20 protein-coding genes are annotated in these 20,377 nt (G+C 51.5%); 11 read left to right on the top strand and 9 right to left on the bottom strand.

All coding sequences use genetic code 11. The features are described 5' to 3' along the window. Positions 1–13 precede the first annotated feature (13 nt). The 4 genes from tsaB to rnd all read left to right on the top strand — a co-directional run bounded on the left by tsaB (position 14) and on the right by rnd (position 4,485). On the top strand, positions 14–715 hold the full coding sequence (gene tsaB, locus PMPD1_RS12260; protein ID WP_173634309.1) for a tRNA (adenosine(37)-N6)-threonylcarbamoyltransferase complex dimerization subunit type 1 TsaB: 702 nt from the start codon (positions 14–16) through the stop codon (positions 713–715). 57 nt (positions 716–772) lie between these two features. Continuing rightward, positions 773–1,366 carry a Slp/YeaY family lipoprotein gene (locus PMPD1_RS12255; protein WP_173634308.1) on the top strand — a complete coding sequence of 198 codons (594 nt, stop codon included), beginning with the start codon at positions 773–775 and terminating at the stop codon, positions 1,364–1,366. Positions 1,367–1,576: 210 nt separating this feature from the next. After that, on the top strand, positions 1,577–3,256 hold the full coding sequence (fadD, locus tag PMPD1_RS12250) for a long-chain-fatty-acid--CoA ligase FadD (protein WP_173634307.1): 1,680 nt from the start codon (positions 1,577–1,579) through the stop codon (positions 3,254–3,256). 107 nt (positions 3,257–3,363) lie between these two features. Next, the gene (gene rnd, locus PMPD1_RS12245; RefSeq protein ID WP_173634306.1) at positions 3,364–4,485 is read left to right on the top strand and encodes a ribonuclease D; all 1,122 of its coding nucleotides are present in this window, start codon (positions 3,364–3,366) and stop codon (positions 4,483–4,485) included. 59 nt (positions 4,486–4,544) lie between these two features. Here rnd and minE read toward each other — a convergent pair whose 3' ends face one another. Genes minE through minC form a run of 3 tightly spaced genes read right to left on the bottom strand, consistent with a single transcriptional unit; the run spans position 4,545 to position 6,363 of the window. Beyond that, on the bottom strand, positions 4,545–4,814 hold the full coding sequence (gene minE, locus PMPD1_RS12240; RefSeq protein ID WP_173634305.1) for a cell division topological specificity factor MinE: 270 nt from the start codon (positions 4,812–4,814) through the stop codon (positions 4,545–4,547). Positions 4,815–4,817: 3 nt separating this feature from the next. After that, on the bottom strand, positions 4,818–5,630 hold the full coding sequence (minD, locus tag PMPD1_RS12235) for a septum site-determining protein MinD (RefSeq protein ID WP_173634304.1): 813 nt from the start codon (positions 5,628–5,630) through the stop codon (positions 4,818–4,820). Between the two features lie 31 nt (positions 5,631–5,661). Continuing rightward, positions 5,662–6,363 carry a septum site-determining protein MinC gene (gene minC / locus PMPD1_RS12230; protein ID WP_173634303.1) on the bottom strand — a complete coding sequence of 234 codons (702 nt, stop codon included), beginning with the start codon at positions 6,361–6,363 and terminating at the stop codon, positions 5,662–5,664. Between the two features lie 161 nt (positions 6,364–6,524). Here minC and PMPD1_RS12225 point away from each other — a divergent pair, with 161 nt between their 5' ends. The 4 genes from PMPD1_RS12225 (at position 6,525) to ycgN (ending at position 9,211) form a co-directional block, all read left to right on the top strand. Further along, a complete protein-coding gene (locus PMPD1_RS12225) occupies positions 6,525–6,794 on the top strand; it encodes a YcgL domain-containing protein (RefSeq protein WP_173634302.1) in 270 nt (89 codons plus the stop codon). Between the two features lie 97 nt (positions 6,795–6,891). After that, complete coding sequence (locus tag PMPD1_RS12220; RefSeq protein ID WP_173634301.1) at positions 6,892–7,989, top strand: lytic murein transglycosylase; 1,098 nt, start codon at positions 6,892–6,894, stop codon at positions 7,987–7,989. A gap of 54 nt (positions 7,990–8,043) precedes the next feature. Beyond that, entirely contained in the window at positions 8,044–8,703 is a 660-nt protein-coding gene (locus tag PMPD1_RS12215) for a fumarylacetoacetate hydrolase family protein (protein ID WP_173634300.1), read from the top strand. Between the two features lie 61 nt (positions 8,704–8,764). Further along, positions 8,765–9,211 (top strand): cysteine cluster protein YcgN, encoded by a 447-nt coding sequence (ycgN, locus tag PMPD1_RS12210; RefSeq protein ID WP_173636206.1) that lies wholly within the window; start codon positions 8,765–8,767, stop codon positions 9,209–9,211. A 46-nt stretch (positions 9,212–9,257) separates the two neighbouring features. On the opposite strand, the gene dsbB is transcribed toward ycgN, so the two are convergent. After that, positions 9,258–9,788: a disulfide bond formation protein DsbB gene (dsbB, locus tag PMPD1_RS12205; protein WP_173634299.1), complete on the bottom strand. Its 531-nt coding sequence runs from the start codon at positions 9,786–9,788 to the stop codon at positions 9,258–9,260. A 422-nt stretch (positions 9,789–10,210) separates the two neighbouring features. On the opposite strand from dsbB, the gene fadR reads away from it, so the two are divergent. Then, positions 10,211–10,930 (top strand): fatty acid metabolism transcriptional regulator FadR, encoded by a 720-nt coding sequence (fadR, locus tag PMPD1_RS12200; protein WP_173634298.1) that lies wholly within the window; start codon positions 10,211–10,213, stop codon positions 10,928–10,930. A 45-nt stretch (positions 10,931–10,975) separates the two neighbouring features. Here fadR and PMPD1_RS12195 read toward each other — a convergent pair whose 3' ends face one another. Next, on the bottom strand, positions 10,976–12,511 hold the full coding sequence (locus PMPD1_RS12195) for a SpoVR family protein (protein ID WP_173634297.1): 1,536 nt from the start codon (positions 12,509–12,511) through the stop codon (positions 10,976–10,978). Positions 12,512–13,009: 498 nt separating this feature from the next. Here PMPD1_RS12195 and PMPD1_RS12190 point away from each other — a divergent pair, with 498 nt between their 5' ends. Then, entirely contained in the window at positions 13,010–14,314 is a 1,305-nt protein-coding gene (locus PMPD1_RS12190) for a D-amino acid dehydrogenase (protein WP_173634296.1), read from the top strand. 19 nt (positions 14,315–14,333) lie between these two features. Beyond that, positions 14,334–15,404 carry a catabolic alanine racemase DadX gene (gene dadX, locus PMPD1_RS12185; RefSeq protein ID WP_173634295.1) on the top strand — a complete coding sequence of 357 codons (1,071 nt, stop codon included), beginning with the start codon at positions 14,334–14,336 and terminating at the stop codon, positions 15,402–15,404. Between the two features lie 12 nt (positions 15,405–15,416). Here dadX and PMPD1_RS12180 read toward each other — a convergent pair whose 3' ends face one another. The 4 genes from PMPD1_RS12180 to PMPD1_RS12165 all read right to left on the bottom strand — a co-directional run bounded on the left by PMPD1_RS12180 (position 15,417) and on the right by PMPD1_RS12165 (position 20,306). Beyond that, entirely contained in the window at positions 15,417–16,607 is a 1,191-nt protein-coding gene (locus PMPD1_RS12180; protein ID WP_173634294.1) for a multidrug effflux MFS transporter, read from the bottom strand. A gap of 148 nt (positions 16,608–16,755) precedes the next feature. Next, positions 16,756–16,989 (bottom strand): DUF1480 family protein, encoded by a 234-nt coding sequence (locus PMPD1_RS12175; RefSeq protein WP_173634293.1) that lies wholly within the window; start codon positions 16,987–16,989, stop codon positions 16,756–16,758. A 79-nt stretch (positions 16,990–17,068) separates the two neighbouring features. Next, positions 17,069–18,796 (bottom strand): potassium/proton antiporter, encoded by a 1,728-nt coding sequence (locus PMPD1_RS12170; RefSeq protein ID WP_173634292.1) that lies wholly within the window; start codon positions 18,794–18,796, stop codon positions 17,069–17,071. 232 nt (positions 18,797–19,028) lie between these two features. Continuing rightward, the gene (locus tag PMPD1_RS12165) at positions 19,029–20,306 is read right to left on the bottom strand and encodes a YeaH/YhbH family protein (RefSeq protein WP_173634291.1); all 1,278 of its coding nucleotides are present in this window, start codon (positions 20,304–20,306) and stop codon (positions 19,029–19,031) included. Positions 20,307–20,377: the final 71 nt, after the last annotated feature.

Genomic DNA, 20,377 nt, shown 5'->3' with positions numbered 1-20,377 from the left:
GCCCGAGGTTAGTATGTCTACGCGAATTTTAGCCATTGATACGGCGACGGAAGCCTGCTCCGTTGCCTTATTGCAAGACAGTCAGAGTGACGCGCTGTTCGAACTTTGTCCGCGCGAGCATACTCAGCGCATTCTGCCAATGGTGCGGGAAATCCTGACACGCCATGACGTGACGTTGCAACAACTTGACGCATTAGCTTTTGGTCGCGGGCCGGGCAGTTTTACCGGTGTGCGCATTGGTATTGGTATTGCACAAGGGTTGGCGCTTGGCGCGACCTTGCCGATGATTGGCGTCTCTACGCTGGAAACCATGGCTGAAGGCGCGTGGCGCAGTTGTGGCGCAACGCGCGTGTTGGCGGCAATTGATGCCCGTATGGGCGAGGTGTATTGGGCGGAATATCAGCGAGATGAACAGGGCGCATGGCACGGTGAGCAGACGGAAGCGGTACTGAAACCCGAGGCGGCATTGGCGCGCATGCACCAATTAGACGGTGGATGGGCGATGGTAGGAACCGGTTGGCAAGCATGGCCGATGTTGGCGGAGCAGGCGCCCCTGGCATTGAAGGAAACCGCGATAACGCTGCCCGCGGCACAAGATATGCTACCGTTAGCGTTACGTGCCTTGAACGCCCGGCAGACGGTATTGCCGGAACACGCCGAACCGGTTTATTTACGTAATGAAGTGGCGTGGAAAAAACTTCCGGGGCGTGAGTAAACGGCAACTAATTGCCTGCCGGGCAGTCTAAGGATGGAGTCTTGAGAGGGAAAGTTTATGCGTAAACGTTTTACCGGTTTTACTGGCTTGCTATTGCTGGCCACCGCTTTGCTTGCCGGCTGTGTATCGGTTCCTGATTCAATTAAGGGCACGTCGCCAACACCGCAACAAGATTTAAGGCGCGTGCTAAATGCGCCGCAGTTATACGTTGGGCAGGAGTCACGTTTTGGCGGTAAAGTAGTGAAAGTGACCAATCTTACTGGCCGCACGCGGCTCGAATTGGCGACTTTGCCGTTGGATGATACCGGGCGCCCACAATTAGGTAGCGCCTCAGTGGGGCGGATTTATGCCGATGTTAACGGTTTTGTCGACCCGGTTGATTTCAATAATCAGATGGTTACCGTGGTTGGGCCGATTACCGGAACCGAGAAGGGAACCATCGGCGAGGCAAGCTATAACTTTGTGGTAGTTAATGTCACCGGCTTTCAGCGCTGGCATTTGCGACAGCAGGTTGTCATGCCGCCGCAACCCATGGATCCCTGGATTTGGTATGGCCCGACGCGTCACCATCGCGGTTACTGGGGGCCGAGCCCATGGTATGGGTACTACAATACCGGCCCAGCCCAGGTGCAAACTATCCTGACCGAGTGAGCCTAATTTAACGCTGTTTTTGCGGCCCGAACGCGACTTCTGCGAGCGGGCCGTTTTGTTATGTCTCTCAGGAAGAGAGGAATTTAGTGATACGCTTCGCAACCTGACAAACGCGCAATTTGCAAACTGGTACAATGAGTTAAAATATTGTTAATAGTGCGGATGGCAGAGGCGGCGATGGCGATAAAATATGATATCCGAGGTGAGTCCTTGAATAAGGTTTGGTTAAACCGTTATCCGGCCGATGTCCCGGCAGAGATTAACGCCGACCGTTATACGTCATTGATTGATTTGTTTGAGCAAGCCGCGAAGCGCTATGCCGATCAACCCGCCTTTATCAATATGGGGCAAATGATGACCTTTCGTAAGCTGGAAGAGCGCAGCCGTGCTTTTGCGGCTTATTTGCAACAAGGGTTAGGGTTGAAAAAGGGCGACCGTGTAGCGCTGATGATGCCCAATCTCCTGCAGTATCCGATTGCGCTGTTTGGCATATTACGAGCCGGTATGACGGTGGTGAACGTGAATCCGCTGTACACGCCGCGTGAATTACAGCATCAGCTTACTGATAGCGGCGCCAGCGCGATTGTGATTGTGTCTAACTTCGCCCACACGTTAGAAAAAGTGGTAGATAAGACCCAAGTGAAACACGTCATTCTGACGCGCATGGGCGATCAACTCTCACCCGCGAAGGCGACGTTGGTTAATTTTGTGGTGAAGTACGTTAAGCGGTTGGTGCCAAAGTACAATTTGCCGGATGCGATCTCTTTTCGCAGCTTACTGCACAAAGGGTACCGCATGCAGTATGTGCGGCCAGAGATTACTAATGATGCGCTGGCCTTTTTACAGTACACCGGCGGCACCACCGGCGTAGCAAAAGGCGCGATGCTGACCCATCGCAACATGCAGGCCAATCTCGAACAAACTAAAGCGACCTATGGTTCGTTGCTGCGTGATGGCAAGGAGTTCGTGGTCACGGCACTGCCGCTGTATCATATCTTTGCGCTGACGGTGAACTGTTTCCTGTTCGTTGAGCTCGGCGGGCAAAATTTGTTAATCACCAATCCGCGCGATATCCCTGGTTTTGTGAAAGAGTTGAGCAAATATCCGTTTACCGCCATTACCGGCGTGAATACGCTATTTAATGCGTTGTTGAACGATAAGAATTTCCTTGAGCTTGATTTCTCTTCCCTGCGCTTATCGGCTGGCGGCGGGATGTCGGTGCAAAAAGCCGTAGCTGAACGTTGGGAAAAACTGACCGGGCACTATCTGCTGGAAGGTTATGGTCTCACGGAGTGTTCACCGTTGGTATCGGTCAATCCGTATGATATTACCTGTCATAACGGCAGTATTGGCCTGCCGGTGCCGTCAACGGATATTAAACTTATCGACGATGAAGGGCATGAAGTTGCGGCTGGTGAGCCCGGTGAATTGTGCATCAAAGGGCCGCAGGTGATGTCTGGCTACTGGCAATCTCCTGAGGCGACGGAAGAGGTGCTAAAAAATGGATGGCTTCGCAGCGGTGATATTGTTACCGTTGATAGCGAAGGTTTTTTGCGGATTGTCGATCGCAAAAAAGACATGATTTTGGTTTCCGGGTTTAATGTCTACCCTAACGAAATCGAAGACGTGCTGATGCAGCATCCAAAAGTTCGTGAAGCGGCGGCGATTGGCGTGCCGAGCGATCTTTCCGGCGAAGCGGTAAAAGTCTGCGTGGTTAAAAAGGATGCCTCTTTAACCAAAGAGGAGTTGATTGACCACTGCCGCCGCCATTTGACCGGCTATAAGGTGCCAAAAATCGTCGAGTTTCGTGAAGAACTCCCGAAAACCAACGTCGGTAAGATCCTACGCCGTGAGTTGCGAGAAGAGCAGGGAAAAACCGCACACGCCTAGCGTTAAGGATCTTCACCCACTAAGAGAAACGCCGGTCACACCGGCGTTTTTACTGTTATCCGACCGTTGCCTGTTTTTTTGTTAGCCGGCAGTGAGAGAACATTGATTTGAATTATACATTTGTCACCACCAATACGGCGCTGGATACTGTTTGCCAGGCCGCACGCCAGCATAGCGCGCTGGCATTGGATACGGAGTTCGTCCGTACCCGTACTTACTACCCACAGTTGGGGCTGATTCAGTTGTATGATGGCGAAACCATCTCGTTGATCGATCCGTTAACTATTACGGACTGGGCGCCGTTTATTGCTTTGTTACGCGATCGTGCCGTGGTCAAGTTTTTGCACGCCGGTAGCGAAGATCTTGAGGTGTTTTTAAATGCCTTTGAGACTTTGCCGCAGCCGATGATCGATACCCAAATTCTGGCCGCATTTAGCGGACGCCCGCTTTCCTGTGGGTTCGCGACCATTGTCGAGTCTTTCACCGGCACGGTGTTGGATAAAAGCGAATCGCGTACTGATTGGCTGGCACGCCCGCTAACTGAGCGGCAGTGCGAATATGCCGCCGCCGATGTGTTCTATCTGTTACCTATCGCCCACCAGCTAATGGAAGCGACCGAGGCGGCAGGGAATATGGCGGCAGCGCTTAGCGAGTGTGAACTACTTTGTCAGCGCAGGGCGGAGTTCACGGTGGCGGAAGAGGCGTATCGTGATATCAGTAATGCCTGGCAGCTGAGGCCGCGTCAGTTGGCGGCGCTCAAATTGCTGGCGGCCTGGCGGCTCAATCTGGCGCGTGAAAAAGATATGGCGGTGAATTTCGTGGTGCGTGAAGAGAACCTGTGGAAAGTGGCACGCTATTTACCGGGTTCACTTGGCGAACTTGACCATTTAGGGCTGAGTGGGCATGAAATCCGCTTTCATGGCAAAACGCTGGTGGGGTTAGTTGCGCAAGCTAATGCGCTGGAAGAGAGCGTATTACCCGAACCGATTATGAATATCATTGATCATCCCCATTACAAAAAAGCCTTTAAAGCGTTAAAAGCGTTGGTGCAAAACGTGAGTGAGCGGGCGGGGCTCAGCCCAGAGTTACTGGCATCGCGGCGTCAAATCAATCAGCTGTTAAGCTGGCACTGGAAAATTAAGCCGCGCCAACGGCAACCTGAATTGCTGGCCGGGTGGCGGGGAGAACTGATGGAAGCGGAGATCGGCGAACTGCTGACTGAATATTAAGCGTGATCCATAAAGGTTCCCCTGCACCAGAGCAGGGGAACATTATGAACAAAGACGCATCATTTCGTGGTTTCTTCCACTTCCGGTAGCGTGACGTTCAGCTCCAGAATCGAAATATCATCGCCTTTTTGATCCAACTGAACCGTTACCATTTCCGGATCAATCTTCACATATTTACAAATCACTTCCAGTATATCTCGCTTCAACTGTGGCAGATAATGGGGCTCGCTATCGCCCCTTCTACGTTCTGCCACAATGATTTGCAGCCGTTCCTTGGCTATATTGGCAGTGTTCTTTTTACGGGATAAAAAGAAATCAAGTAAGGCCATGGTTTATCCCCCGAACAGGCGTTTCAGGAAACCCTTCTTCTCTTCTTCAATGAAGCGGAAGGGACGTTCTTCACCGAGCAAACGGTCAACGGTATCAGAGTAGGCTTTGCCCGCATCGGACTCGCCGTCCAGAATGACGGGCTCCCCCTGGTTAGACGCACGTAGTACGGATTGGTCTTCCGGAATAACGCCCGCCAACGGAATGCGCAAAATTTCCAGCACATCTTCCATGCTGAGCATGTCGCCACGGTTAACACGCCCCGGATTATAGCGGGTCAACAACAGGTGTTCTTTCACCGGTTCTTCGCCATTTTCCGCTCGACGCGATTTTGAAGCGATAATGCCTAAAATACGGTCGGAATCGCGTACTGACGAAACTTCCGGGTTAGTGGTAATAATCGCTTCATCGGCGAAGTAGAGCGCCATCAGCGCGCCGGTTTCAATCCCAGCCGGTGAATCACACACCACAAAATCAAAATCCATGCCATTCAGGTCATTCAGTACCTTTTCGACGCCTTCACGCGTTAATGCATCTTTATCTCGCGTCTGTGAGGCCGGCAGGATATAGAGGTTCTCGGTACGCTTATCTTTGATCAGCGCCTGGTTAAGTGTGGCATCACCCTGGATAACGTTCACAAAGTCATATACCACACGGCGTTCACAGCCCATGATCAAATCCAGGTTACGCAGACCGATATCAAAATCGATCACCACCGTTTTCTTCCCTTTTTGGGCCAGACCGGTAGCGATGGCCGCGCTTGACGTGGTCTTACCAACGCCCCCTTTACCCGATGTAACTACAATAATGCGTGCCATATTTGAAATTTCCTTAAAGAAGAAAAGGGGTCTAATTCAATGTTTGTATCGTTAAAGCGCCATCTTTCAGGCAAAGGCGCGACGCTTTTCCAAAAAACTCTGCGGGAATTTGGTCCATAATCCAGTATTCACCGGCAATGGAAACCAACTCTGCGGACAGGCTGGTGCAAAAAATCTGGCAATCACGGTCGCCTCCCGCACCGGCCAGTGCGCGACCGCGCATCATGCCGTAAATATGAATATTGCCATCGGCAACTAACTCCGCACCGGCACTGACGCTGTTGGTGACAATCAGGTCGGCATTACGTGCGTAAATTTGTTGACCAGAACGCACTGGTGTATTGATCACCCGCGTTTTCGCTACTGGGGTTTCCACCGGAGGCTGAACCTGTACCAGCGGTTCAGGTTCGACACTTTTCTTCTGCCCTTTACCTTCCGATAACACCGGCAACCCGGCGCGGACGATCATGCGCTTTAACGCCTCATCCTTACAGCCGCTTATGCCGACGATACGTAGGCCGGTAGCCGCAATCGCCTGCTGCATCTCTTTCCAGTTGACGTCGCCGGTCAGTGTGGCCACGTTCAGAACGACCGGCGCGTTTTTCAGAAAGCCGGGAGCCTGGTCAATCTTGTCCTGTAGCGCCTGACGAACCACCTCGGGTTGAGTGTGGTGTAAATGAACAACAGACAGTGTGAAACTACTGCCTTTAAACTCGATTGGCGTTTGCGACATCTGTCCTGACTCAGTCCTGTTATGTCTTTACCCAACGCAATTATGCAACTAATTTCCAAATGCTTAATCACGCCGGGACATTATTCCGAAGTACTGCAAGCATGTTATAGTTACTGTTATATTCAGGCAAGCCACCATCCGGTTTAATTCGAGTAAAAAATATGTTTTGTGTGATCTATAGAAGCCCGTTGCGCGACCAAACTTACCTTTATGTAGAAAAAAAAGACGATTTTTCGCGCGTGCCGGAAGCCCTGTTACGCGGTTTCGGCAGGCCACAGTTCGCCATGATGCTCCCGCTGGATGGCCGCAAGAAACTGGTGAATGCGGATATTGAGAAAGTGAAAACCGCATTACAAGAACAGGGCTATTATTTACAACTTCCACCGCCCGCTGAAAGTCTACTTAAACGTCATCTGGAAAATAGTAAATAACGTTACTTCAGAATCCTCTGTAAAATATATCATCGCCGTCGTTATCACGCTTTTTATTATTAAATGATGGCCCAACCGATTATTAAAGGAACCCTGCATGAAGCAACCCGTTCTGAGCGCCATCATGTTTTCTCTCCTGCTGGCGGGATGTGCCGGTAAAAATCGTCCGGCGATGGCGGAACCGCAGAGCGCGCCGCCATCCACCCCCTCATCCACGGCGGCGCCGTCATCTGGCGGTTTCCTTCAACCGCCAACCGGCAAGACTACGCTGGCGCAGGAAGGCCGGAATCCGGCAGAGTTTCCCGGCTATGTTGAACAGTTAAAGGCGCAAGCACGTGCGCAAGGGGTTGATCAAGCAACGATTGCGGCCGCATTTGCCGAGGTGCATTTTGTCGATCGGGTCATAAAATCAGATCGCAATCAGCCGGAGAAAAATATCACGCTGGATGACTATCTCAGCCGGGTTTTGACCGCCGGGAAAATCGCGCAGGCACGCGACAGTGTAAAAAGTTATCAAGGCGACCTCGCGCCGGTTAGCCAACAATATGGCGTGCCGCCGCAATACATTGTCGCGCTGTGGGCGATGGAGAGTCAGTTTGGCAAGATCCAGGGAAAAGAGGACATCATCTCTGCGCTGTCAACGCTGGCTTTTGAAGGGCGTCGTGAAACGTTCTTCACTCAAGAGCTGATCGCCGCGCTGAAAATTATCCAGCAAGGCCATATTGATGCCTCTGAGATGAAAGGGTCATGGGCTGGCGCCATGGGGCAAAACCAATTTATGCCAAGCTCATACCTGCGTTACGGCGCAGATGGTGATGGCGACGGTAAAATCGATATTTGGCATAACGAAGCCGATGTGTTTGCTTCAACGGCCAATTATTTGGCGAAAGAGGGATGGAAAAACGGCGAAGGCTGGGGGCGTGAAGTTGTGCTGCCGGTGGATTTTGTTCAGCAGCAGGCTGGCTTGAAAACCGGGCAAGCGAAAACAGTGGGTGAGTGGGAGAAACTGGGCGTGCGGCTGACCGATAGCGTGAACTTACCGGACACTTCACAACGGGCCTGGATCATTTTGCCGGATGATATGCAGGGACGTGCATTCATGGTTTATGACAATTTCCGTACCATTATGCGCTGGAATCGATCTTATTATTTTGCCATTAGTATTGGCAAAATGGCTGATGCTATCGCACAGTAATTGTCCAACATTGGCCGACATCGCGTCGGCGCCACATTATCGCAAGGGGAAAGCATGTATCAGCATCGTGACTGGCAGGGCGCTTTGTTAGATTATCCGGTTAGTAAAGTGGTGTGTGTCGGCAGTAATTACGCTAAGCATATTAAAGAGATGGGGAGCGCCACGCCGACTGAGCCCGTGGTGTTTATTAAACCCGAAACGGCGCTGTGCGATCTGCGCCAGCCGCTGTCAATTCCAAAAGAGTTTGGTTCAGTGCATCATGAAGTGGAGTTAGCGGTATTAATCGGCGCGACTTTGAAGCAAGCGTCGGAAGAGCATGTGGTGAAAGCTATCGCCGGTTACGGTGTGGCGCTTGATTTGACCTTACGTGATGTGCAGGCGGGGTTAAAAAAAGCCGGTCAACCGTGGGAGAAGGCCAAAGGGTTTGATAATTCTTGCCCACTCTCCGGGTTTATCCCGGTTGGCGAATTTGACGGCGATGTCCAAAATACAGAACTGAAGCTGGTGGTTAATGGCGAAGTGCGTCAGCACGGCACCACCGCCGATATGATTACGCCAATTCTGCCGTTAATTGCTTATATGAGCCAGTTTTTCACGCTACGTGCCGGCGACGTTATCTTAACCGGTACGCCGGAAGGCGTCGGGCCAATGCACGCTGGCGATAAGCTGGAAGTGTCGCTGGCAGGCCATGGTATTGCCACCCGCGTACTCTAAAAGTTGCATCCCGCACATAACCTGGTTATAAGGTGCGGTTTTTACCCGACAGGACACCATGATGACTGATACCCCTTTCTGGCAGCATAAGCGGCTTGAGCAGATGAGCGATGAGGAATGGGAGTCCTTATGTGATGGCTGCGGGCAGTGTTGTCTGAATAAGTTGCAGGACGCCGATACCGATGAGATCTATTTCACCAACGTCGCTTGCAACCAACTCAATATTAAAACCTGCCAGTGTCGTAACTATGAGCGCCGTTTCGAATATGAAGAGGATTGCATCAAGTTAACGCGCGATAATTTGCCGACCTTCTCCTGGCTGCCGCCCAGTTGTGCTTATCGGCTACTGGCGGAAGGGAAGCCATTACCGGTCTGGCATCCGTTGCGGACCGGTTCGAAAGCGGCGATGCATGCCGAGCGTATTTCGGTTCGGCATATTGCAGTACGTGAAAGTGAGGTGGTGGATTGGGAAGACCACATCATGAACCGGCCGAGCTGGGCAAAATAATCTGTAGCAGGATAAAAAAAACGGCCTTTCGGGCCGTTTTTTTATGTTAGCGAGTGAACAGATCGCGGCGTTTAGGCTTGAAAAATTGCGCCAGTAACACCAGCAGGGCGATCAGTAAAAAGACGCCAAACACCACGATTAACCATTGTGGCATGCCTAAGGTTAAAAATGACCACTGTTTCTCCGCGCAGTCGCCAGAGGCAACGAAGATGCCCGGGAACCACTGGTTCAATGGCAGCCATGACGGGAAGCGAGCGGCAAAATCACAGGTCACAAACGGGTTCGGATGGAGCTGGATCATCGTATGTTCGTAAGACAGGCGTAGCCCTTCAACGGCGCTATACAGCCAAATCAATAAGGCGGCAAAACGTAATGGCGTCTTGGGTGCAATGGCACCAACAATCCCCGCGCCCATCACGCCGAATAACGCACAGCGCTCGTAAATACACATGACGCAGGGTTTTAGCATCATTACGTGCTGAAAATAGAGCGCCACCATCTCCAATACGAAGGCGGTAAATGCCAATAACAACCAGGCGCCACGTCCTCTGGAGCATTGATTTAAAAATCGCAACATAACTCTTTCCATGCAATAAGCGTTGAAACGGCAGTGTAAACCAAAAGTGTCCGGCTGCCAGCCTTCCGGATAAAAAAATCAGTAATGAAAATGACTTAAGGTAAATAAACCGACATTAAAGCGTAACTGTTCGCCAGCAGATGCCGCAACCAGTTGGTACGTAACGTTGAGCCTGGCCCTCTGGCAGCCAAATTTCTTACCCTGATAATGGCTTTCTACTCTGCCTGGCACTGAAAAACCCGGATGCCAAAAAGTAGTAAAAATGTCATTTTTTGGCTCTTATTCAACTGATTTTCTAGCAACTTTTCTGATATTTGCGCCAGGTTGGCTTTTTCGACCACCTCGAGGCTATGTCCCGCCTGGGGCCTCTGGTATGATGAGCTGAATATCGCCAAATAAGAAAGCAGTGAGAAAACTACACTATGGTCATTAAGGCGCAAAGTCCGGCTGGTTTCGCGGAAGAGTATATTATTGAAAGTATTTGGAATAGTCGTTTTCCACCAGGATCCATTCTCCCCGCTGAACGCGAGCTCTCTGAGCTCATTGGCGTAACGCGGACAACATTGCGTGAAGTCCTGCAACGTTTGGCGCGTGATGGATGGTTAACCATCCAGCATGGTAAGCCAACGCGTGTTAACGATTTTTGGGAAACCTCGGGGCTTAATATCCTTGAAACGCTAGCGCGTCTCGACCACGATAGCGTACCGCAACTTATCGATAATTTACTGTCGGTGCGAACCAATATTTCATCAATATTTATTCGTCGCGCGGTGAGTCACCATCCCGATAAGGCAAAAGTCGTGTTGGAGACTGCGGTCGGGGTCGAAGATCAGGCAGATGCCTATACCGAACTGGATTACAGTATTTTTCGCGGTCTGGCGTTCGCGTCAGGTAACCCGATTTATGGCTTAATTCTTAATGGGTTAAAAGGGCTGTATACGCGCGTCGGAAGACACTATTTCTCTAACCCGGAGGCGCGTAAGCTGGCGTTGACCTTTTACCAGCAGTTGCGCGCATTTTGCGAACGTGGCGAGACAGAGAGCGTCGTAGACGCAGTGCGTGAATATGGTCGTCGCAGCGGAGAGATTTGGCACAGTATGCAAAAAACCATGCCAACCGATATAGCGCACCAGCGTCGTTAAACGAAAAAAGAAGGCCGGGCATTGCCCGGCCTTCTTGTATCGGGTTTACAGTGTTCCGGGGCGCGGCGGACAGCGGTCAAGAATGTCGCTGCTGCCGTCCTCATTTTGCTGCTCAAGCTGTATATCAAACCCCCACAGCCGGTGAACGTGTTTCAATACTTCCCGTCTGCTTTTATCCAATGGCGCACGATCATTCGGCACATAGCGTAAAGTGAGCGAGCGGTCGCCGCGCAGGTCAACGTTATACACTTGAATGTTCGGCTCCAGGTTGCTCAAATTATATTGAGCCGACAATTGCTGGCGAATAGCGCGATAGCCTGCTTCATCATGGATAGCCGCAATTTCCAGATAGTTATTTCGGTCATCATCTAACACGGTAAATAACCGGAAATCACGCATCACTTTGGGCGACAAAAATTGACTAATAAAGCTCTCGTCCTTAAATTCACGCATCGCGAAATGCAACGTCTCCAGCCAATCTTTCCCGGCAATATCCGGGAACCAATAGCGATCTTCCTCGGTAGGAGATTGGCAAATGCGTTTAATGTCCTGAAACATGGCGAACCCCAATGCATAGGGGTTAATCCCGTTATACCACTGGCTATTATAAGGCGGCTGATACACCACGTTGGTATGGCTATGCAGGAACTCCAGCATAAAGCGCTCGGAAACTTTTCCTTCATCATACAAATGGTTAAGGATGGTGTAATGCCAAAAGGTTGCCCAACCCTCATTCATGACTTGGGTCTGCTTCTGCGGGTAGAAATATTGGCTTACCTTACGCACGATGCGCAGCACTTCTCGCTGCCATGGCTCCAGCAATGGCGCGTTCTTCTCCATAAAGTAGAGTAGATTTTCTTGCGGCTCAGAAGGGAAACGCATCGCCTCCGGCTGCACCTCTTCTTTCTCGCGCCGGGGCAGGGTGCGCCACAGCGTATTGACCTGGCTTTGCAAATATTCTTCCCGGCTTTTTTGCCGGGCTTTCTCTTCCTGTAATGAGATTTTTTGCGGGCGTTTATAGCGATCAACACCGTAATTCATCAGTGCATGGCAAGAGTCCAGCAAGCGCTCCACTTCCTCCACGCCGTAGCGCTCTTCGCACTCGGCAATATAGTTACGCGCGAACAGTAAATAATCGACGATTGAGCTGGCATCCGTCCAGCTACGGAAGAGATAGTTGTTCTTAAAGAAGGAGTTATGTCCATAACAGGCATGCGCCATCACCAACGCCTGCATGGTAATGGTGTTTTCTTCCATCAGGTAGGCGATACAAGGGTCCGAATTGATCACTATCTCATACGCTAACCCTTGCTGACCGTGTTTATAGCGTTGCTCGGTTTCGATGAATTTTTTGCCGAAGGACCAGTGGGTGTAATTAATCGGCATACCGACGCTTGAATAGGCATCCATCATCTGTTCCGAGGTAATTACCTCTATTTGATGGGGGTAAGTATCTAAACGGTAGTGTTTCGCTACCCGATCAATTTCCGCCAGATAGACGTCAAGGAGTTCGAAAGTCCAGTCAGGTCCGTCACTGAGTCGTTTGCTGTCCTTAATCGGATCGTCAAATAAAGTCGTCATAGCGCACCCCTCTTTTGGCACCTGATTCAGGCTCCTCACCGCATATCACGATGACTAAATCAGCTTGGTGTAGATTAAGGTTTTTTCTGGGCGAACACTTCAATGATAGTTCACTGTCTCCTATCCAAACCAGGAAAACAACCGCTATATTCGGTAGAAACCAGACCACCGAATAAAAAACAATTTATAAATAAGCATTAATGCGACTATTTTTCTTATAGGTAGCATAATCTACTATTTTATTCGCTGGCGCGAGAACAACGCTATCTTCGGCTCTGATGCGCAATATCTATTGTTGTCATCATAAGATGCTGTAAAGCTTTTAACGGCAAAATATTGCTCCGAAGTCGGCTGAGGCGCTTATTTTTAGTGACATGTAAGGTAAAAAAGATGTGAAATATGTCACCGCGATGTGATGATATTTGCACTAGTATTTTCGTCCGAATCGTTAGCTTATGGTTAGTATATTGTTCTTTTGTAATCGGCCGTGGGGTGGTTATGCGAGTTGTCATTCTGGGAAGTGGTGTGGTGGGCGTTGCCAGCGCATGGTATCTGGCGCAAGCGGGCCATGAAGTGACGGTGATTGACCGTCAGCCGGACTCGGCACTGGAAACCAGCGCCGGTAATGCCGGACAGATTTCACCCGGCTATGCTGCGCCATGGGCGGCGCCGGGCGTGCCGCTGAAAGCCATTAAGTGGATGTTTCAACGCCATGCGCCGCTGGCGATTCGTTTGGATGGTAGCCGCTTCCAGTTACAGTGGATGTGGCAAATGCTACGCAATTGCGATATGCGCCATTATCAAGAGAATAAAAGCCGTATGGTGCGGATTGCTGAATATAGTCGGGATTGCCTGAAAGCGCTACGTGAGCAGACCGGCATCGCTTATGAAGGGCGCCAGGGCGGTACTCTGCAGCTATTCCGTACCGAGCAACAGTATCAGAACGCCAGCAAAGATATTGCGGTGCTAAAAGAAGCGGGCGTTCCATGGCAATTATTGGAGTCTTCCCAACTTGCTCAGGCCGAACCGGCACTGGCGCAAACCTGCCATAAACTGACCGGCGGGTTGCGCTTACCCAATGATGAAACCGGTGATTGTCAGCTATTTACGCGTCGATTGACTGAAATGGCGCAGGCGGCAGGCGTCCGCTTCCGCTTTAACACGCCGGTTGAGCGGTTACTGCGCGAGGGTAATCAGATTGTTGGCGTCAAATGCGGTGATGAGATAGTCAAAGCCGATGCGTATGTGGTGGCATTTGGCGCATACTCCACGGCGCTCCTGGATGACATTATCTCTATTCCGGTTTATCCGCTAAAAGGCTATTCGTTAACCATTCCGATCAACGATGAAACGGGTGCGCCTGTTTCCACTGTGCTGGATGAAAGTTATAAAGTGGCGATAACCCGTTTTGATCAACGTATTCGCGTTGGCGGCATGGCGGAAATTGTCGGGTTCAATACCAAACTGTTGCCCGCGCGGCGAGAAACGCTTGAGATGGTGGTACGCGATCTCTATCCCACTGGCGGGCGGGTTGAACAAGCTACTTTTTGGAGCGGCCTGCGTCCAATGACGCCGGATGGTACGCCGATTGTTGGGCGGACGCCGCTGAAAAACCTGTTTTTAAATACCGGACACGGTACGCTGGGATGGACGATGGCATGCGGTTCAGGCCAGCTACTTTCTGATATTATTTCCGGTAATTCGACGGCGATTGCAGCGGATGATCTGTCTGTACTGCGTTACCTGCCGGGTTTTTCACCACTTACTCATCGTCCTTTACATAACGCTGACGCCACGCGTTAAGGTTTTACAAGGAGAAGTTATGTCACGTCCGATTGTCGCAACTCTCGATTGCGCTGCGTTGCGACAAAATCTGGCTATTTCGCGCCAGGCCGCGCCAAATTCGCGGGTCTGGTCAGTGGTTAAAGCCAATGCTTATGGTCACGGCATCGAGCGTATCTGGCAAAGCTTGTCCGATACTGACGGTTTCGCGCTATTAGGGCTGGAAGAGGCTATTCTGCTACGCGAACGTGGCTGGAAGAAGCCGATTTTATTGCTCGAAGGTTTTTTTAACAGTGATGAATTGGCGATTTTTGACCGCTATCGATTAACGACAAGCGTGCATAGTAACTGGCAAATCCAGGCATTAGCGAAGGCAAAACTGTCTGCGCCGCTGGATGTGTACGTCAAAATGAACAGTGGTATGAACCGCCTCGGTTTTCAACCTGAGCAGATACATAACGTTTGGCAAAAGTTACGGGCGCTGGAAAATGTCGGCGAAATGACGCTGATGGCGCATTTTGCCGAGGCGGAAAAAAACAGCGGCGTGCTGGAACCGATGAAACGGGTAGAGCAGGCAGCGGAAGGGCTCGATTGCCCCCGTTCGCTGGCGAATTCGGCGGCAACCTTGTGGCATCCTGAAACCCACTATGATTGGGTACGCCCCGGCATTATTTTGTACGGCGCCTCGCCAAGCGGTCAATGGCAGGATATTGCCGGAACCGGCTTAAAACCGGTAATGACGCTAAGGAGTGAAATTATTGGCATTCAAAATCTCAAAGCAGGCGATGGCGTTGGCTATGGCTACCGTTATCATGCGCACGAGGAGCAGCGTATTGGTGTGGTAGCCTGCGGCTATGCCGATGGTTACCCGCGTCATGCGCCGACCGGAACGCCGGTTGCGGTCGATGGCGTAGTAACACAGACGCTGGGCGCGGTCTCAATGGATATGATTATGGTCGACCTCACGCCTTGCCCGCAGGCCGGGATTGGCTCTAAAGTTGAGCTGTGGGGCAACCAGGTGAAGATTGATGATGTTGCCAGTGCGGCCGGTACCGTAGGCTATGAGCTGATGTGTGCGCTGGCGCCGCGGGTACCGGTGGAAACCTTATAAAGCAAAGATATATCAGAGCGCGGTGAGCCGACCGCGCGCTGTCTTACTGCAGCGCCAGGCGATAAAGCTGAGCGCGGTTCCTATCAACATCATCAGCGTGAGCGCCGTTTTTTCATGTAACGGTAGCGCCATCATCAACAAACCGGCCGATGAACCGCCAGCCATCTGAATAAAGCCCGCCAATGCCGAAGCAACACCGGCCTGTTGCTGATAGGGCTCCAGCGCGTAGCTGGTGGCCGGGCCCACGGTAAATGCCAGCCCAGCGACCGCAATCGCTACCGGAAACATATACAGCGCCCAGTGTGTTTGCCAGCCTTCCGGCAATAGCGTGACGCCGCCGTACAGTAATGTGGCGCCGACCAACATGGTTAAACTGCCCATCGCCAGACAAAATGGACGGCCAACTTTGCGAATAATTTTATTTACCAGCACGCTCACTAGCATGATCCAAAACCCATTTGCGCCAAACGCAATGGAAAACTGGAGTGCACTGAGCTGCCCCTCGGTCATTAACACCTGCGGAGCCAGCGAGACATAGGTCAGAACCATGCCCATAGCCCCGGCATTGGCGAATGAGAAGGCGAGAAAGCGTGGCTGCCGTAAAATTTGAAGATATTGGCGCACCGGTAACCCTTTAACTGACTGGGTTTCTGCCGGCCGGGTTTCCGGTAAGAATAGAATAATTAACGCGCCAATAACCAATGCATAGCTGGTCAGAAACCAAAACGGTGCGCGCCAGCCAAATGCGTCGGCAAGAAAACCGCCAAGCATCGGCGCCAGCGCGGGCACAATATTTAAGGCGCCATTAAGGAAGCCATAGGCACGCGCTGCTTCTTCACCATCCAGCCGGTCCCTAACGCCGCTAAATGCGACAACCGCCGTGCAACACACCGCACAGCCCTGAATTAGGCGAGCGGTTAAGAACATTGGCCAATTTACCGCTAGCGCACCTAGCGCGCTGCCCAGCAGATAAAGCAATAATCCAATCAACGCGATGGGCTTACGACCAAAGTTATCCACCAGTGGGCCGGCAACAATTTGGCCAAGCCCCATCACCAGCAAAAACAGGGGGATGGTGGTTTGAATACGACTTACTGGCGTGTGAAGGCCTTCCGCAATTTGGGGCAACGTAGGGAGGTAGAGATCAATGCCGAGTGGTGCCAATAACACCAGACTGAGCAATAGCAGCGTGAATTTTTGCATAGAGGCGGTTAACGTCCTGTAAAATTAAGCCGCAAGGTTAGTGATAAGTCTGAAAAAAGGAAAGGGGAAAATTGCCGAACTCGCGTGAAGGAATGCGTTGGGCGAATAACTGCCCGACACAGCGTATCGGGCAGCAATACCAGTGGATTCAGGCCGGTTTCTTCAGTACCCAGCGATCCTGTTGCTTATCATAATGCCCGATTTCCAGATCGACCGGCTCTCCGTCAATCCAGGCGGGAACACTGGTTTCATGATCCCAACCGTCAAGCTGGTAGCTGAGGCCGGGATTGGTTTCGCAGGGAATGCTAACGGTATCCACCTGTTCTGCATTCAGATCTGCATCGATAATCTCGTAGCGACCAATTTTGACTACATGACCCATGATGTATTTCCCTTAAGGCAATGACATGAACTTTAAGCGTAGTCGTTCGCGGGAGAAAATCGAGCGCTACCGGCCAGGATTATTCCTTCTCTTCCGGTACGCGTACGCCAATCTTCATTACCTGGTTATCCTCTTTTTCCGCGACGGTCCACAACAGATTGTTCCATTCAACCTGATCGCCAACGACAGGCGCGCCGCCGATCATGCCGAGGATAAGTTGCCCCAATGTTTGCCGATCATTGGTGCCTTCCTCTAACTCCAGGCCATAGATTTGCGCCACATCACGCAACTGCGCATCGGCTTCGAGAATAAAATCGCCGAAGAAACGCTGATCAAGTGATACCGGCGGCGACTGACTGAACAGTTTACCTAGTGCGGGCAGGTCGCGCTCGCGCCCAATAATGCACAACACATCGCCCTCCTGCAGACGAGTGTTACCGGTGGGGTGCATCAGCGTATTATTGCGGAACAACGCGGCAATGCGGGTCTCACGCGGCATTTGCAGGTCACGTAGCGTGGCGCCGATGCACCATTTATCCGCCCCCAGTTGGTAGACAAACTGTTCCCACGGGTTTTCCGGATGAATATCCAGCCCTACGCGACTGATCGGCGAGGCGGTTGGCGGCACCACCACCCGCGCTTTACGCGCCACAAACCCCAGCGAAGTGCCCTGTAGCATTAATGAAACCAGTACCACAAAGAAGGCGATATTAAAGAACAGTCTGGCATTTTCCAGCCCGGCCATCATCGGAAACACCGCCAAAATAATCGGCACCGCGCCGCGCAGCCCAACCCAACTGATAAAGAAACGTTCGCGGATGTTAAAACCGCGAAATGGCATCAAACCTACCGCGATGGAGAGTGGACGAGCGACTAAAATCAACCAGAGCGACAAAATCATCGCCGGCACCGCGATGTGCCATAAATCGGACGGCGTTACCAGCAACCCCAGCACCAGGAACATGCCGATTTGGCTCAGCCATGCCATCCCATCAAAGGTTTGTTGGATGCCGTGACGGTTGCGAATAGGGCGGTTGCCCAGTAAAAAGCCGCACAGGTAAACCGCCAGGATCCCGCTGCCTTCCAGCACCGTGGTTAATGCGAACACCAGAATGCCGCCGCTGAGCGCCAGTAACGGATATAAGCCATTAGCCAGTGAAATACGATTAATCAACTGCTGTACTGCCCAGCCGCCGCCAAGACCTAACACGATCCCTAAACCAAACTGCTGGATTAGATGAACCACAAATAGCCAACTCAACCCGCTTTGACCTTGCTGAATCATGTCGATAAGCGTAATCGTCAGGAATACCGCCATCGGATCGTTACTGCCTGACTCAATTTCCAGGGTGGCACTCACACGCTCATTAAGCCCTTTACCGCCGAGCAGCGAGAACACCGCGGCGGCATCGGTAGAACCGATGATCGCGCCGACCAGGAAACCTTGCATGATATCGAGGTGAAACAGCCAAGCGGCGACCATACCGGTTAAACCAGCGGTGATTAGCACGCCAATGGTGGCCAGCGAGAGCGCCGGGCCGAGCGCGACGCGAAATGAACTGGCTTGAGTACGCATACCACCATCGAGCAAAATTATCGCTAGCGCCAGGTTGGAAACCAGATAGGCGGTAGGATAGTTATCGAAGGCGATACCGCCAATGCCATCAACGCCCGCCAGCATTCCAAGCGCAAGGAAGATAACTAAAATCGGGATACCCAAACGAGAAGAGAACGAACTTAACAAGATGCTCGCGCAGACCAGCACTGAACCAATAATAAATAAACTGTAGATCGCGCTGTCTTCCAATGGACGAACTCCTGCGTTGATAAAGTTTGGGATGAGTAACAGTGTGTTAAACACGGCGAAGAATGTCAAAAGTTATCCGACTTTCACCGCATAGAAACAGGGGGTTGTGAGCTGTCAGAGAGAATAACAGCTTTTACGGCGTATTATTCGTCGGTAAGTGCGGAAAAAACCCTTTATTTATGAGTAAAGCGCGGAAAAAAGAAAAGCCAGACATTGCGTCTGGCTTTCCGGTTCAGTAGCTTTCCTCTGCCTGTTTGTGGAAAAGCTCGCGGAACACCGGGTAAATATCTTCCGGCTCACGAATGTGCTGAATGGCGAAGTTATCGAACATCGCTTGCAGGTGCTCATATTCACGCCACAATGTCTGATGCGCGCGCCGCGTAATTTCGATATAGCTGTAGTAACGCACTACCGGCAGAATGTTTTTTGCCAGAATTTCGTGACACAACGGTGAATCATCTGCCCAGTTATCTCCGTCAGAAGCCTGCGCGGCATAGATATTCCATTGTGCCGGGTCGTAACGATCTTTCACCACCTCATCCATTAATTTCAGCGCGCTGGAAACAATGGTGCCGCCGGTTTCTTGTGAGTAGAAAAACTCCTGTTCATCAACCTCTTTCGCCTGCGTATGGTGGCGGATATAGACGACTTCAACATTTTTATAGGTTCGGCTCAGGAAGAGATAGAGCAAAATATAGAAGCGTTTCGCCATATCCTTCGTCGCCTGGTCCATTGAGCCGGAAACGTCCATCAGGCAAAACATGACCGCCTGGCTGGAAGGCTCGGGGCGTTTTTCAAAATTCTTATAACGCAGGTCGAAGGTATCAATAAACGGCACGCTGGCAATGCGCGCGCGCAGTTCGGCGATCTCTTTACGCAGCCGTTCCTCTTCCAGTAATTGTACCGGTTCGGCTTGCTCTACCGCGCTTAGCGCCTCTTCCAGCTCATGCAGCATCCGGCGTTTACCGGCGGTCATCGCGGTACGCCGCGCCAGCGAGTTCTGCAACGACCGGACAACGCTGATATTGGCCGGTACGCCGTTAGAGGTATAACCGGCGCGATGCATTTTGTACTCGTTCAACTGACGATGCTGATTTTTCCGTAAATTGGGCAGCGCGAGATCTTCGAACAGCAAATCGAGATATTCATCTTTCGAAATTTGAAAGACAAACTCATCCTGACCTTCGCCATCCTGGCTGGCATTACCTTGACCACTGCCGCCGCCTCCACCGCCTTGTGGGCGTTCGACGCGATCGTTCTGTACGAAGTGGTCATTCCCGGGATGAACGCGATGCCGATGCCCACCACGGCCCTGATGGAAAACCGGCTCATTGATGTCATCCACCGGGATTGAAACGGACTCACCACTTTCAACGTCGGTAACCGAACGCTTATTAATGGCCTCGGATATCGACTGTTTGATTTGCGACTTATAACGGCGCAAGAAGCGCTGGCGATTAACCGCGCTCTTGTTTTTGCCATTTAGCCGCCGATCGATGAAATAGGCCATAGTTCCCCCAAACAACGTTACAAGTCAGGCCGGGCGAACCCGGCCTTTAACGAGGCGGATAGAGTTACCGC

Origin of the sequence: Paramixta manurensis, assembly GCF_013285385.1 — a bacterium.
Lineage (GTDB): Bacteria > Pseudomonadota > Gammaproteobacteria > Enterobacterales > Enterobacteriaceae > Paramixta > Paramixta manurensis.
This window is presented reverse-complemented; position numbering and strand designations above follow the sequence as displayed.

Excerpts from the sequence above, each read along its gene's own strand:
- tsaB (WP_173634309.1), top strand. The coding sequence starts at position 14 with ATGTCTACGCGAATTTTAGCCATTGATACGGCGACGGAAGCCTGCTCC.
- PMPD1_RS12255 (WP_173634308.1), top strand. The coding sequence starts at position 773 with ATGCGTAAACGTTTTACCGGTTTTACTGGCTTGCTATTGCTGGCCACC.
- minE (WP_173634305.1), bottom strand. The coding sequence starts at position 4,814 with ATGGCCTTACTTGATTTCTTTTTATCCCGTAAAAAGAACACTGCCAAT.
- minD (WP_173634304.1), bottom strand. The coding sequence starts at position 5,630 with ATGGCACGCATTATTGTAGTTACATCGGGTAAAGGGGGCGTTGGTAAG.
- minC (WP_173634303.1), bottom strand. The coding sequence starts at position 6,363 with ATGTCGCAAACGCCAATCGAGTTTAAAGGCAGTAGTTTCACACTGTCT.
- PMPD1_RS12225 (WP_173634302.1), top strand. The coding sequence starts at position 6,525 with ATGTTTTGTGTGATCTATAGAAGCCCGTTGCGCGACCAAACTTACCTT.
- PMPD1_RS12220 (WP_173634301.1), top strand. The coding sequence starts at position 6,892 with ATGAAGCAACCCGTTCTGAGCGCCATCATGTTTTCTCTCCTGCTGGCG.
- PMPD1_RS12215 (WP_173634300.1), top strand. The coding sequence starts at position 8,044 with ATGTATCAGCATCGTGACTGGCAGGGCGCTTTGTTAGATTATCCGGTT.
- ycgN (WP_173636206.1), top strand. The coding sequence starts at position 8,765 with ATGACTGATACCCCTTTCTGGCAGCATAAGCGGCTTGAGCAGATGAGC.
- dsbB (WP_173634299.1), bottom strand. The coding sequence starts at position 9,788 with ATGTTGCGATTTTTAAATCAATGCTCCAGAGGACGTGGCGCCTGGTTG.
- fadR (WP_173634298.1), top strand. The coding sequence starts at position 10,211 with ATGGTCATTAAGGCGCAAAGTCCGGCTGGTTTCGCGGAAGAGTATATT.
- PMPD1_RS12195 (WP_173634297.1), bottom strand. The coding sequence starts at position 12,511 with ATGACGACTTTATTTGACGATCCGATTAAGGACAGCAAACGACTCAGT.
- PMPD1_RS12190 (WP_173634296.1), top strand. The coding sequence starts at position 13,010 with ATGCGAGTTGTCATTCTGGGAAGTGGTGTGGTGGGCGTTGCCAGCGCA.
- dadX (WP_173634295.1), top strand. The coding sequence starts at position 14,334 with ATGTCACGTCCGATTGTCGCAACTCTCGATTGCGCTGCGTTGCGACAA.
- PMPD1_RS12180 (WP_173634294.1), bottom strand. The coding sequence starts at position 16,607 with ATGCAAAAATTCACGCTGCTATTGCTCAGTCTGGTGTTATTGGCACCA.
- PMPD1_RS12175 (WP_173634293.1), bottom strand. The coding sequence starts at position 16,989 with ATGGGTCATGTAGTCAAAATTGGTCGCTACGAGATTATCGATGCAGAT.
- PMPD1_RS12165 (WP_173634291.1), bottom strand. The coding sequence starts at position 20,306 with ATGGCCTATTTCATCGATCGGCGGCTAAATGGCAAAAACAAGAGCGCG.